Source organism: Pseudomonas sp. GW821-FHT12A04, assembly GCF_058807755.1.
The window spans coordinates 301,289-314,918 of sequence record NZ_JBXAQZ010000006.1; the positions used below are offsets into that span (position 1 = coordinate 301,289).

Sequence of the window (13,630 nt, forward strand, 5' to 3'; positions counted from 1 at the left end):
GACTGAAGCAATGAAAGAACCCGTGCCTTGAAAGAGGTGCGGGTTTTTTTATTCCCGGCTATCTGATGTTTATGGGTTGCCTGATATTCCGTCATCGCGAGCAAGCTCGCTCCCACATTGGAATGCGTACTCCTGTGGGAGCGAGCTTGCTCGCGATGAGGCCGGCACGAACACCACAAATCTCCCGCCGAATTGCCTGCATCCCCACCACCCGGTAAAGTGCCGCTCCCCCCGTTTCGCCAGAGGTCAAACCATGAGCCAGTCCATTGATATTGCCGTGATCGGCGCCACCGGTACTGTCGGCGAAACACTTGTGCAGATTCTCGAAGAGCGCGATTTCCCGATCGGTAACCTGCACCTGTTGGCCAGCAGCGAGTCGGCCGGCAGTTCGGTGCCGTTTCGCGGCAAGAACGTGCGGGTGCGGGAAGTCGATCAGTTCGACTTCAGCAAGGTGCAGTTGGCATTCTTTGCCGCCGGCCCGGCGGTTTCGTTGAGCTTCGCTTCCCGCGCGACCGATGCCGGTTGCTCGGTTATCGATCTCTCCGGTGCCCTGCCGGCCGAAAAGGCGCCACAGGTTGTGCCTGAAGCCAATGCCCAGGTGTTGGCCGGCTTGAACAAACCCTTTCAGGTCAGCAGTCCAAGCCCGTCGGCCACCACGCTGGCGGTGGTGCTCGCACCACTGATGGAGTTGCTCGATTTGCAGCGCATCAGCCTGACCGCCAGCCTGGCGGTATCGGCCCAGGGCCGCGAAGCCGTGAGCGAGCTCGCCCGGCAAACCGCCGAACTGCTGAATGTGCGGCCGCTGGAGCCGAAATTCTTTGATCGGCAGATGGCCTTCAACCTGTTGGCCCAGGTCGGTAAACCGGATGAGCAAGGTCATACGCTGCTGGAAAAACGCCTGGTGCGTGAGCTGCGCCAGGTCATGGCGCGGCCTTCATTGAAGATTTCCGTCACTTGCATTCAAGCCCCGGTGTTTTTTGGCGATAGCTATAGCGTGACCCTGCAGTCCGCGAGTGAAATCGACCTGGGGAAAGTCAATGCGGCCCTGGAAGACGCTCCCGGCATCGAACTGGTGGAAGCCGGCGACTACCCGACCCCGGTGGGCGATGCGGTAGGCCAGGATGTGGTCTACGTTGGTCGGGTTCGCCATGGTATTGACGACACGTCGGAACTTAATCTGTGGCTGACGTCAGATAACGTACGCAAAGGCGCGGCGCTCAACGCTGTGCAGCTGGCCGAGTTGTTGATAAAAGACCTGCTGTAAAAGATACTTTGCAACAATTTGTCGAATGATTCCGCGCGAGCCTATGCTTGCCGGAGTGCTGAAGGCAGAGCCACTCTGCGGGGCTTTGCCGGGCATCAATGAAATGACCGCGCGCGACGACCCTCGCCGTTGCGTGCAATGCCTTACGGCAGCGACTATCAATACCTTCTCGCTGGCCGAGGAATGTTCAAACTAAGGATGAGCTAATGGTTCAAGTTCGCAAACTGGTGTTAGCAATAGCGGCCGCCTCGGCGCTGTCCTCCGGTATGGCGCATGCCCTCGGGCTCGGGGAGTTGACCCTGAAATCGACGCTCAACCAGCCGCTGGTAGCGGAAATCGAGCTGCTCGATGTCAAGGATCTCACCGCCGCCGAAGTGGTACCAAGCCTGGCCTCACCAGACGATTTCGCCAAGGCCGGTGTCGACCGCCAGGCGTTTCTCAACGACTTGACCTTCACCCCGGTGCTCAACGCCAGCGGTAAAAGCATCCTGCGCGTGACCTCCAGCAAGCCACTTTCCGAACCCATGGTGAAGTTCCTGGTTCAGGTCATGTGGCCGAACGGCCGCTTGCTGCGCGACTACAGTGTGCTGCTCGATCCGTCCAAATTCTCGCCGCAAACCGCTGAAGCGGCTGCGCAGCCGACGTCGACGGTTGCCGCGCCCGTCACCGGTGCGACCAAACCGTCCCAATACACCACCACGCCGCGCGATACCCTGTGGGAAATCGCCGCAAAGGCGCGTAATGGCGGTTCGATCCAGCAAACCATGCTGGCCATCCAGGCGTTGAACCCGGATGCCTTTATCGACGGCAACATCAATCGCCTGAAGACCGGCCAGGTGCTGCGCATGCCGGACCAGGCGCAGAGCACCGGCCTGCCGCAAGCCAAGGCCATTGCCGAAGTGGCCGCACAGAACAAGGCCTGGCGCCAGGGTCGCCGCTATGTGGCAAAACCCGGGGCAGGGCAGCAACAGCTCGACGCCACCAATCGCGCTCGTACCGAGGGTGCTCCGGCGCAAGCAGCCACCGACAAGTTGAGCCTGGTGTCTGCCGAGTCCGGCAAGAACCCTGGCAAAGGGGCTGCCGGAGATGCCAAGGCCCTCAGCAACAAGCTGGCGGTGACCCAGGAAAGCCTCGACACCAGTCGTCGTGATAACGCCGAACTGAAAAGCCGCATGGCCGATCTGCAAAGCCAGGTGGACAAGCTGCAGCGCCTGATCGAGTTGAAGAACAACCAACTGGCCAAGTTGCAAACCGAGGGCGCTGCGGCTGCTCCAGCGGCTGCGACCGCGCCGGCAATGTCGGCCGAGCTGGCTGCCAACCCGGAGGCAGCGCCTGCACCGGTTGCCGCTGCGCCTGCCCCTGAGGCAACGCCCGCGCCAGCCGAGAAGCCCGTCGAGGCGACACCGGCGGCATCTGACGATCAGAAGTTCAATGAATTGCTGACCAATCCGCTGCTGCTGGGCCTGGTCGGTGGCGGTGCGGTGATTCTCCTGCTCCTGCTGCTGTTGCTGGCGCGTCGACGCAAAGCCCAGCAAGCAGCCGAGAAACATCTGCGCATGGCCCGTGCCTTGGCCGAAGATCAGCCGTTCTCGGCCGATTTCGACTTGCCGGAAAGCAGCTTCGAAGGCCTGGAAGTTCCGCCGCCGAGCGTGAAACTGGCGACCGCCCCGACGCCTGCTCCCGCGCCAGCGCCGGTGGTTGCTCCGGTGGTGATGACCACGCCGATCGCCGCACCATTGGTGGCGCCGGCTGCCGAGCGTTCCGACGACGTGCTGGGTCAGGCTCAGTCGCACATCAATGCCGGTCGCCTGAATCAGGCCGCCGCGTTGCTGGAGGACGGCGTCAAGCAAGAGCCCAAGCGCAGCGATCTGCGCTTGAAACTGATGGAGGTCTACGGCCAGCAAGGCGACCGCGATGCGTTCGTCGGCCAGGAGCGTCAGTTGGTGGCCAATGGCGACAACTTCGCCCAGGTTGAAAAGCTCAAAAGTCGCTTCCCGGCCATGGCGCTGGTGGCTGCCGGTGGCATCGCCGCAGCCGCCGTTGCTGCCGAACTGGACGCGCAATACGTCAAGGAGCTGTTGCTCGATGAGCCGCAAGCACCGGCGCCAGAGCCAGAACCGGCACCGTTCGAGGATGACCTCGACAGCGCCTTCGACCTGAGCCTGGATGATCTGGACGCGATTACGCCTTTGGCGCCTGCACCTGCACCGGAGCCTGAAGTGGCGGCGTTGCCAGACCTTGGTGAGTTCCCGCTGGACGACGATCTGAGCTTTGAGTCGGTGTTGCAGCAGCAGACTGAAATCAAGGAAAACCTCGACGATCTGTCGGACTTCGACCTCGACCTGGATCTCGGTGCGCAACCGTCGCCGGCGATGCTGGCTGAAGACGATTTCCTGCTGGATCTGGATGAGGGTGTGAAGGATTTCCCGGTTGCCGAAACCCCGGCTGTTCCTGAGGTCGCGCTGGATGATCTGGAGTTGCCGGCCGATTTCGATCTGTCGCTGGCCGAGGAACTGGACGCGCCGGATGCGTTCGCGGCAGAGCTGGATGATGTCAACGCCGAACTGGAGAGCTTGTCCAACAGCATCGGCGAGCCGACCTTTACCGAAGCTGATGCCGCGCTGGATGGCGATGATGACTTCGACTTCCTCTCGGGCACTGACGAAGCCGCTACCAAGCTCGATCTGGCTCAGGCCTATATCGACATGGGCGACAGCGACGGTGCTCGCGACATCCTCAATGAGGTGGTAAGCGAAGGCAGTGCCGAGCAGAAGAGTGAAGCCGAGGAGATGCTTTCGCGCCTGGCTTGATTGATCGGCGGGTTGTAAAAAAAGCGGCAGCCCATTGAGGCTGCCGTTTTTGTTTGGCTCATTAATGGATGTTGTTTGCTTGGGCCTCATCGCGGGCAAGCCCGCTCCCACAGAGATTTATGTCGTTCACAAAACCTGTGGGAGCGGGCTTGCCCGCGATGAGGCCGGAACAGTCAATGGAGAACTCTCTGGCATCCCCGCCCGGCGGCCTTATAATGCCCGCCTTTGGTACATCATCAGGCTGTCCCTCCTTGGCAAATATAGATAACCCGGCCGCCGAAATGGCAGCCGACGGCTTTTTCCGGATCGCGCTGGGCGTCGAATACAAAGGCTCGCGCTACCGCGGCTGGCAGCGCCAGGCGTCCGGGGTGCTCACCGTGCAGGAAACCCTCGAAAACGCCTTGTCCAAAGTCGCCGACTCGCCCGTTTCGCTGATGTGCGCCGGGCGTACCGACGCCGGGGTGCATGCCTGCGGACAGGTGGTGCATTTCGACACTCAGGTCGAGCGCTCGATGAAGGCCTGGACCATGGGCGCCAACATCAACTTGCCCCATGACGTCAGTGTCAGTTGGGCCAAGGTCATGCCGGCGCATTTCCATGCGCGGTTCAAGGCCATTGCCCGGCGTTATCGCTACGTGATCTACAACGATCAGATCCGCCCGGCGCACTTGAACGAAGAGGTGACCTGGAACCACCGTCCGCTGGACGTCGAGCGCATGGCCGAGGCCGCCCAGTACCTGCTCGGCACCCATGATTTCAGTGCTTTTCGCGCCGGTCAGTGCCAGGCCAAGTCGCCGATCAAGGAATTGCATCACCTGCGCGTTACCCGTCACGGCAAGATGATCGTGCTGGATATTCGCGCCAGCGCCTTCCTGCATCATATGGTGCGCAACATTGCCGGTGTGCTGATGACCATTGGCGCCGGAGAGCGGCCGGTGGAGTGGATGAAAGAGGTGCTGGAGAGCCGGATTCGACGGACCGGTGGCGTGACCGCGCATCCATTCGGCTTGTATCTGGTTCAGGTCGAGTACCGTGACGAGTTCGAGTTGCCCGAGCGCTACATCGGTCCGCACTTCCTGACCGGGTTCTCGGAACTTGGCGGCTGACGCCCTCGAACGCTTTTGTTACCATCCGGGACTTTCCCGGATTTGTCTTGGAGTTGTATCGACATGTCAGCCGTTCGCAGCAAGATCTGTGGGATTACCCGCATAGAGGATGCGTTGGCAGCCGTCGAGGCCGGGGCGGATGCCATCGGATTCGTGTTCTACGCCAAAAGCCCCCGTGCGGTGACGGTCCAGCAGGCGCGCTCGATCATCAAGGCGCTGCCGCCGTTCGTGACCACCGTGGGCTTGTTCGTCAATGCCAGCCGTTGCGAGCTGGGGGAAATCCTCGACGCCGTGCCGCTGGACCTGTTGCAGTTCCATGGCGACGAAACCGCCGCTGAGTGCGAAGGCTGGCACCGGCCGTACATCAAGGCATTGCGGGTCAAGGCCGGTGATGACATCGCAGCGGCCTGCGATGCTTATGCCAGCGCCAGCGGAATCTTGCTCGATACCTATGTCGAAGGCGTTCCCGGAGGAACCGGGGAGGCGTTTGACTGGTCACTGATACCGCAAGGCCTGAGCAAGCCGGTCATTCTGGCGGGCGGTCTGACGCCGGATAACGTCGCCGAGGCGGTTGCGCGCGTTCGGCCTTACGCCGTGGATGTCAGTGGCGGGGTGGAGGCGAGCAAGGGCATCAAGGATCACGCAAAGATTCAGGCATTTATCAAAGCGGTACGTGGTAGCACCCGTTGATGTGACGGCTGGCAGTCTGCCGCCGTCCACTGCACTGTACAAAACGGCTGAGGGTTATGGGGTGGTACGCAGGTCACGTTTCGCTGACCCGGCCATTCACTGATCATCGCCGCACACATGAATTTAGCGCTAGGGCATACACGGGGCCGCGAACCAGAGCGTTCGGGCCGCCGGTACTGGAGAAAGAAAGCATGAGCAACTGGTTAGTAGACAAACTGATCCCTTCGATCATGCGTTCCGAGGTCAAGAAGAGCTCGGTGCCTGAAGGTCTTTGGCACAAATGCCCGTCTTGCGAGGCTGTGCTGTATCGTCCAGAGCTGGAAAAGACCCTGGACGTTTGCCCCAAGTGCAACCATCACATGCGTATCGGCGCCCGCGCCCGTATCGACATCTTCCTCGATGTTGAAGGCCGTGCCGAGCTGGGTGCAGACCTGGAACCGGTTGACCGTCTGAAATTCCGCGACGGCAAGAAGTACAAGGACCGCCTGACCGCTGCACAAAAGCAGACTGGCGAAAAAGACGCACTGGTTTCCATGAGTGGCACTTTGCTGGGCATGCCGGTCGTGGTTTCGGCGTTCGAATTTTCCTTCATGGGCGGTTCGATGGGCGCCATCGTCGGTGAGCGTTTCGTTCGCGCCGCCAACTACGCCCTGGAAAAACGTTGCCCGATGATCTGCTTCGCCGCTTCCGGCGGTGCGCGGATGCAGGAAGCGCTGATTTCCCTGATGCAAATGGCCAAGACCTCCGCGGTGCTGGCCCGTCTGCGTGAAGAGGGCATCCCGTTCATCTCCGTGTTGACCGACCCGGTCTACGGCGGCGTTTCCGCCAGTCTGGCGATGCTGGGCGACGTGATTGTCGGCGAGCCGAAGGCGTTGATCGGTTTTGCCGGTCCGCGTGTGATCGAGCAAACCGTGCGCGAGAAACTGCCGGAAGGCTTCCAGCGCAGCGAGTTCCTGCTGGAGCACGGTGCCATTGACATGATCATCGACCGTCAGGAGCTGCGTCCGCGTCTGGGCAACCTGCTGGCGCAAATGATGGGCCTGCCGACGCCGAAGTTCGTGGCTGCCCCTATCGAGCCGATCGTGGTTCCGCCGGTGCCAGCCAGCCTATGACCCAACGTACCCTTGGCGAATGGCTCGCCTACCTTGAACAGTTGCACCCTTCAGCCATCGACATGGGCCTGGAGCGGTCGCAGCAGGTAGCGTCCCGTATGGGACTGGGCAAGCCGGCGCCTCGGGTGATCACGGTCACCGGGACCAACGGCAAGGGTTCCACCTGTGCGTTCGTGGCGTCCTTGCTGCGGGCCCAGGGCTTGAAAGTGGGGGTGTACAACTCCCCACACCTGCTGCGTTACAACGAGCGGGTAACCGTCAATGGCGTCGAAGCCACGGATGCCGAGCTGTGCGAGGCCTTTGCCGCGGTAGAGGCCGGGCGCGGCGACACGTCCCTGACTTACTTCGAAATGGGCACCCTGGCGGCATTCTGGCTGTTCCAGCGCTCCGGGCTCGATGCAGTGGTGCTAGAAGTCGGTCTGGGCGGTCGTCTGGACACGGTCAACGTGGTGGACGCCGACATGGCGCTGGTCACCAGTATCGGCGTCGATCATGCGGATTACCTCGGTGATACCCGGGAGTCCGTGGCCTTCGAGAAGGCCGGTATTTTCCGTCAGGGCGCGCCTGCGCTCTGCGGCGATCTGAATCCTCCACAACCTCTGCTGGACAAGGCGCGCGAGCTTAATTGCCCGTTTTTCCTGCGTGGGCGCGATTTTGACCTCGGTGTGACCGATCACAACTGGCAATGGCGCGGTGTCGATGGGCAAGGGCGCGTGGTGGAGCTGCGCGACCTGCCACTGCTCGATCTACCGATGGAAAACGCCGCGCTGGCGTTGCAGGCTTACCTGCTGCTCGGCTTGCCTTGGGCGGATGCGCAGATTATCGAGGCGCTACGGGCCACCCGGGTGGTCGGTCGCCTGGATCGCCGTGAGTTCGAGTGGCAAGGCAAACGCTTGAATCTATTGCTGGATGTGGGGCATAACCCCCATGCGGCGGAGTATCTGGCTCGTCGCCTGGCCAGCCGCCCGCCGGTCGGCAAGCGTCTGGCGGTGTTCGGGTTGCTGGCGGACAAAGATCTGGGTGGTGTGGTCGGCGAATTGAATGCTAGTGTCCAGCACTGGGCTGTCGCACCTCTGGATTCGCCTCGGGCGCGTTCGGTTGCGGATTTGCACGCCGCGTTGCAAGGTCTTGGTGCGTCGGTCACGTCATACGACAGTGTCGCGGCCGCCCTGGAAGGGCAGTGCGCGCAGGCCACGAGCGACGACGAAATCCTGTTGTTCGGATCATTTTATTGTGTCGCCGAGGCCCTTGAATGGCTGGCCCGGCGCTCCACGGAGGAAGCGGCAAATGGCATTGCTGGATAAGGCATACAAGCAGCGCATGGTTGGCGCCCTGGTGTTGGTCGCGCTGGCGGTGATTTTTCTGCCGATGCTGTTTTCCCGCCAGGACGAACAGCGCCAGGTGACGGTCGAAGCGCCCGCGGCTCCGCAAGCGCCGGCGATGCCCCAGGTACAGGTCGAGCCCGTGGCGGTGCCTGAGCCGCAAGCCCTGCCTCAGGAACCCGTGCCGAGCGATGACGAAATCGCCCAGCAGGAATCGGCGGTGCCAGCTGTTCCGGTGGCTCCAGCGCCTGCGGTTCCAGCGCCAGCAGCCAAGCCGGCTGCACCCGCGCCGGTCCCGGCTTTGGCGGCTAAGCCTGCAACGGCGCCTGCCCAGCCGATCACCGCGGCACCGGGCAAGCCGGACACCACGCAAAGCCGTGTCGATGCCAATGGTTTGTCTGTCAGCTGGTCGGTGCAACTGGCCAGCCTGTCGAACCGCGAAAGCGCGGAAAAACTTCAGAAAACCCTGCGCAGCCAGGGTTACAACGCCTACATCCGTACCGCCGACGGCAAAAACCGGGTGTTTGTCGGGCCGCTGATCGAGCGTGCCGAAGCCGACCGGCTGCGTGACTTGCTCAACCGCCAGCAGAACCTCAAGGGGTTTGTGGTGCGCTTTCAACCGGAACGTGGCTAAAACTATCACCCCGATATGAAATGCACTGACAATCGCAGCTTACCGATAAGCATGGGCTCTGCTAAAATGCGCCGCCTTATCCGTCTGTAGGCTGCACTGTGCCATTTACCTGGGTTGACTGGGCGATCGTTGCAATCGTCGCCATCTCCGCATTGATCAGTCTGAGCCGCGGCTTCGTCAAGGAAGCGCTGTCGCTGCTGACCTGGATCATCGCAGGAGTCGTAGCCTGGATGTTCGGTGGCTCACTGTCCGAGTACCTCGGCGGGTACATTCAAACGCCATCGGCACGTATAATAACGGGCTGTGCCATCATGTTTGTCGCCACTTTAATCGTAGGCGCAATGATCAATTATCTTATCGGCGAACTGGTTCGCGTCACCGGGCTCTCCGGGACCGACCGATTCCTCGGCATGGCCTTCGGCGCCGCCCGTGGCGGGTTGCTGGTGGTTATCGCCGTCGGGCTGTTGAGCCTGGGGCCGGTACAGCAGGACGGGTGGTGGAAAGAGTCACAGCTCGTGCCAAAATTTCTATTGGTTGCAGACTGGTCCAAAAACCTGATCCTCGGGTGGAGCAGTCAGTGGCTTGCCAGCGGAATCAGCGTACCCGCTGATATTCCGTTCAAGGAGCAACTCTTGCCGATGGCCAAAACGCCTCAGTGAGTAGTGCTCAGTTCAGATCCATTAAGTAGGGGTTGCGTCGCATGTGTGGCATCGTCGGTATCGTCGGTAAGTCGAACGTCAATCAGGCGCTGTATGACGCGCTAACCGTCCTCCAGCACCGCGGCCAGGACGCTGCCGGTATCGTGACCAGCCATGATGGCCGGTTATTCCTGCGCAAGGACAACGGCCTGGTGCGTGACGTGTTCCAGCAACGTCACATGCAGCGCCTGGTCGGTCACATGGGTATTGGCCATGTGCGTTATCCAACCGCGGGCAGCTCGACGTCGGCTGAAGCTCAACCGTTTTACGTCAACTCGCCTTACGGCATCACCCTGGCGCACAACGGTAACCTGACCAATGTTGAACAACTGGCCAAGGAGATTTACGAATCTGACCTGCGCCACGTCAACACCAGTTCCGATTCGGAAGTACTGCTCAACGTGTTCGCGCACGAACTGGCCCAGCGCGGCAAGTTGCAGCCGACCGAAGAAGACGTTTTCGCCGCCGTCACCGACGTGCACAACCGTTGCGTCGGTGGTTATGCCGTCGTAGCGATGATCACCGGCTACGGCATCGTCGGTTTCCGCGACCCGCACGGCATCCGCCCGATCGTTTTCGGCCAGCGTCACACCGACGAAGGCGTCGAGTACATGATCGCCTCGGAAAGCGTTTCCCTGGACGTGCTCGGCTTCACCCTGATTCGCGACCTGGCACCGGGCGAAGCGGTCTACATCACTGAAGAGGGCAAGCTGTACACCCGTCAGTGCGCGACCAACCCGTCCCTGACCCCGTGCATCTTCGAACACGTCTACCTGGCGCGTCCGGACTCGATCATCGACGGCGTTTCGGTCTACAAGGCCCGTCTGCGCATGGGCGAGAAACTCGCCGAGAAGATCCTGCGCGAGCGTCCGGATCACGACATCGACGTGGTCATCCCGATTCCGGACACCAGCCGCACCGCGGCCCTGGAGCTGGCGAACCACCTGGGCGTGAAGTTCCGCGAAGGCTTCGTGAAGAACCGCTACATCGGCCGGACCTTCATCATGCCGGGCCAGGCCGCGCGGAAAAAATCCGTACGCCAGAAGCTCAACGCCATCGAGCTGGAATTCCGCGGCAAGAACGTGATGCTGGTGGACGATTCCATCGTTCGCGGTACCACTTGCAAGCAGATCATCCAGATGGCCCGCGAAGCCGGCGCCAAGAACGTTTACTTCTGCTCCGCGGCGCCAGCGGTTCGCTACCCGAACGTCTACGGCATCGACATGCCGAGCGCTCACGAGCTGATCGCCCACAACCGTTCGACCCAGGACGTGGCAGACCTGATCGGCGCCGACTGGCTGATCTATCAGGACTTGCCTGACTTGATCGAAGCGGTCGGGGGCGGCAAGATCAAGATCGACAAGTTCGATTGCGCGGTGTTCGACGGCCAGTACGTCACCGGCGACGTCGACGAGGCTTATCTGAACAAGATCGAGCAGGCACGCAACGATGCCTCCAAGGTCAAGACGCAGGCAGTCAGTGCGATCATCGATCTGTACAACAACTGAGTAACTACCGGCCCTGAGGGGCCGGTTTTGTATCTGGCAAAAAGACTTTTATCTATCAAGAGCAAGGCAAGGAGTGACAGCATGAGTCAGGATTGGGATGCCGGTCGGCTGGACAGCGACCTCGAAGGCGTAGCGTTCGATACCCTGGCCGTACGTGCCGGTCAGCACCGTACGCCGGAAGGTGAGCACGGTGATCCGATGTTCTTCACTTCCAGCTATGTATTCCGTACCGCCGCCGATGCCGCCGCGCGTTTTGCCGGCGAAGTGCCGGGCAACGTCTACTCGCGCTACACCAACCCGACTGTGCGTGCCTTTGAAGAGCGCATTGCCGCGCTGGAAAGCGCCGAGCAGGCCGTGGCCACCGCGACTGGCATGGCCGCGATCATGGCGGTGGTGATGAGCCTGTGCAGCGCCGGCGATCACGTGCTGGTGTCGCGCAGCGTGTTTGGCTCGACCATCAGCCTGTTCGAGAAGTATTTCAAGCGTTTCGGTATCGAAGTCGATTACGTGCCCTTGGCGGACTTGTCCGGCTGGGACGCGGCAATCAAGGCCAACACCAAATTGCTGTTCGTCGAATCGCCGTCCAACCCGCTGGCCGAGCTGGTGGACATTGCCGAACTGGCGAAAATCGCTCACGCCAAAGGCGCGATGCTGGTGGTCGATAACTGCTTCTGCACCCCGGCGCTGCAACAGCCGCTGAAAATGGGCGCGGACATCGTCGTGCACTCGGCCACCAAATTCATCGACGGCCAGGGTCGTTGCATGGGCGGTGTCGTGGCCGGTCGCGGCGAGCAGATGAAAGAGGTGGTTGGTTTCTTGCGCACCGCCGGGCCGACCCTGAGCCCGTTCAACGCCTGGATCTTCCTCAAGGGCCTGGAAACTTTGAACCTGCGGATGAAGGCCCATTGCGCCAACGCCCAACAACTGGCCGAGTGGCTGGAGCAGCAGGACGGTATCGAGAAAGTCCATTACGCCGGCCTCAAGAGCCATCCGCAGCACGAACTGGCGCTGCGCCAGCAGAAGGGCTTCGGTGCGGTCGTCAGTTTTGAGGTCAAGGGCGGCAAAGAGGGCGCCTGGCGCTTTATCGACGCCACGCGCCTGATTTCGATCACCGCCAACCTGGGTGACAGCAAAACCACCATCACCCATCCGAGCACCACCTCCCATGGTCGCCTGGCGCCGCAAGAGCGTGAAGCGGCGGGTATTCGTGACAGCCTGATCCGCGTTGCGGTCGGCCTGGAAGACGTGGCGGACCTGCAAGCCGATCTGGCACGCGGCCTGGCTGCGTTGTGATCGAGTTGTCTGCGCCGACCACCGGCTCAAATGGCCGCGTAGCGCTGGTGACCGGTGCTGCGCGGGGTATTGGCCTGGGGATTTCGGCCTGGCTGATCAGCGAAGGCTGGCAAGTCGTGCTGACGGATCTGGATCGGGAGCGCGGTTCGAAAGTGGCGAAAGTGCTGGGCGACAACGCCTGGTTCATCGCCATGGATGTCTCCAACGAGGGACAAGTCGCGCTGGGCGTAGCCGAGGTGCTCGGTCAGTTCGGGCGCCTGGATGCGCTGGTATGCAATGCAGCGGTTGCCGATCCGCACAACATCACCCTGGAAAGCCTCGACCTGGCTCACTGGAATCGGGTGTTGGCGGTGAACCTCAGTGGGCCGATGTTGCTGGCCAAGCACTGTGCACCGTACCTGCGCGCTCACAGCGGCGCCATCGTCAATCTGGCCTCGACCCGCGCCGGGCAGTCGGAGCCCGACACAGAGGCCTATGCGGCGAGCAAGGGCGGATTGTTGGCCCTGACGCATGCGTTGGCCATCAGCCTTGGCCCGGAGATCCGGGTCAATGCCGTCAGTCCTGGCTGGATCGATGCGCGCGACCCCTCGGTGCAACGTGCCGAACCCTTGACCGAGGCCGATCATGCCCAGCATCCGGCGGGCAGGGTGGGGAAGGTCGAGGATGTCGCGGCGATGGTGGCCTGGCTGCTGTCGAGGAATGCCGGGTTTGTCACCGGCCAGGAATTCGTGGTCGATGGCGGCATGACCAAGAAGATGATTTACAGCGAGTAAGCTCCGGGATTGATGTTGAATGTGCTGCTTTCGCGAGCAAGTCGAATCGTCGCACCGCCGCTCCCACATTTGGAATGCAATCCCCTGTGGGAGCGGGCTTGCTCGCGAAAGCGCTCTAGCTGCATAGACATAATTTTGTCTTTTTCAGAAAAACTTCAATCCTGCTATTGACTTAGGTTCGCTACCTGCGTAAATTTCGCGGCCTCGGAGATGCAAACGGGTGATTAGCTCAGCTGGGAGAGCGTCTGCCTTACAAGCAGAATGTCGGCGGTTCGATCCCGTCATCACCCACCACTTCCGAGATACTTGCGAAAGCAAGAGGTAGGCTGAAATGCCTCCACCGACGCGCAGCGGTAGTTCAGTCGGTTAGAATACCGGCCTGTCACGCCGGGGGTCGCGGGTTCGAGTCCCGTCCGCTGC

The 13,630-nt window shown here is 61.4% G+C and carries 11 protein-coding genes and 2 tRNA genes; all 13 read left to right on the plus strand.

From position 1 onward, the window contains the following. Positions 1-253: 253 nt before the first annotated feature. The gene (locus AC1RS8_RS12375) at positions 254-1,264 is read left to right on the plus strand and encodes an aspartate-semialdehyde dehydrogenase (RefSeq protein ID WP_489340140.1); all 1,011 of its coding nucleotides are present in this window, start codon (positions 254-256) and stop codon (positions 1,262-1,264) included. Positions 1,265-1,470: 206 nt separating this feature from the next. Further along, complete coding sequence (locus AC1RS8_RS12380; protein ID WP_489340141.1) at positions 1,471-4,074, plus strand: motility hub landmark protein FimV; 2,604 nt, start codon at positions 1,471-1,473, stop codon at positions 4,072-4,074. Between the two features lie 281 nt (positions 4,075-4,355). After that, a complete protein-coding gene (gene truA / locus AC1RS8_RS12385; protein ID WP_032829430.1) occupies positions 4,356-5,180 on the plus strand; it encodes a tRNA pseudouridine(38-40) synthase TruA in 825 nt (274 codons plus the stop codon). A 63-nt stretch (positions 5,181-5,243) separates the two neighbouring features. Then, the gene (locus tag AC1RS8_RS12390; protein WP_150812503.1) at positions 5,244-5,870 is read left to right on the plus strand and encodes a phosphoribosylanthranilate isomerase; all 627 of its coding nucleotides are present in this window, start codon (positions 5,244-5,246) and stop codon (positions 5,868-5,870) included. A 191-nt stretch (positions 5,871-6,061) separates the two neighbouring features. After that, complete coding sequence (gene accD, locus AC1RS8_RS12395) at positions 6,062-6,982, plus strand: acetyl-CoA carboxylase, carboxyltransferase subunit beta (RefSeq protein ID WP_008047319.1); 921 nt, start codon at positions 6,062-6,064, stop codon at positions 6,980-6,982. Next, a complete protein-coding gene (folC, locus tag AC1RS8_RS12400) occupies positions 6,979-8,286 on the plus strand; it encodes a bifunctional tetrahydrofolate synthase/dihydrofolate synthase (RefSeq protein ID WP_090454226.1) in 1,308 nt (435 codons plus the stop codon). Before accD ends, folC begins: the two co-directional genes overlap by 4 nt. After that, positions 8,270-8,938, plus strand: a complete 669-nt coding sequence (locus tag AC1RS8_RS12405) for an SPOR domain-containing protein (RefSeq protein WP_057715569.1) — start codon at positions 8,270-8,272, stop codon at positions 8,936-8,938. Before folC ends, AC1RS8_RS12405 begins: the two co-directional genes overlap by 17 nt. A 98-nt stretch (positions 8,939-9,036) precedes the next feature. Continuing rightward, the gene (locus tag AC1RS8_RS12410) at positions 9,037-9,597 is read left to right on the plus strand and encodes a CvpA family protein (protein ID WP_007975669.1); all 561 of its coding nucleotides are present in this window, start codon (positions 9,037-9,039) and stop codon (positions 9,595-9,597) included. A gap of 41 nt (positions 9,598-9,638) precedes the next feature. Further along, entirely contained in the window at positions 9,639-11,144 is a 1,506-nt protein-coding gene (purF, locus tag AC1RS8_RS12415) for an amidophosphoribosyltransferase (protein ID WP_007975670.1), read from the plus strand. A gap of 81 nt (positions 11,145-11,225) precedes the next feature. Then, complete coding sequence (locus AC1RS8_RS12420; RefSeq protein ID WP_057715568.1) at positions 11,226-12,437, plus strand: O-succinylhomoserine sulfhydrylase; 1,212 nt, start codon at positions 11,226-11,228, stop codon at positions 12,435-12,437. After that, positions 12,434-13,210: an SDR family oxidoreductase gene (locus AC1RS8_RS12425; RefSeq protein ID WP_090454230.1), complete on the plus strand. Its 777-nt coding sequence runs from the start codon at positions 12,434-12,436 to the stop codon at positions 13,208-13,210. Before AC1RS8_RS12420 ends, AC1RS8_RS12425 begins: the two co-directional genes overlap by 4 nt. A 218-nt stretch (positions 13,211-13,428) precedes the next feature. Continuing rightward, positions 13,429-13,504, plus strand: a tRNA-Val gene (locus AC1RS8_RS12430). Positions 13,505-13,557: 53 nt separating this feature from the next. Then, positions 13,558-13,630, plus strand: a tRNA-Asp gene (locus AC1RS8_RS12435).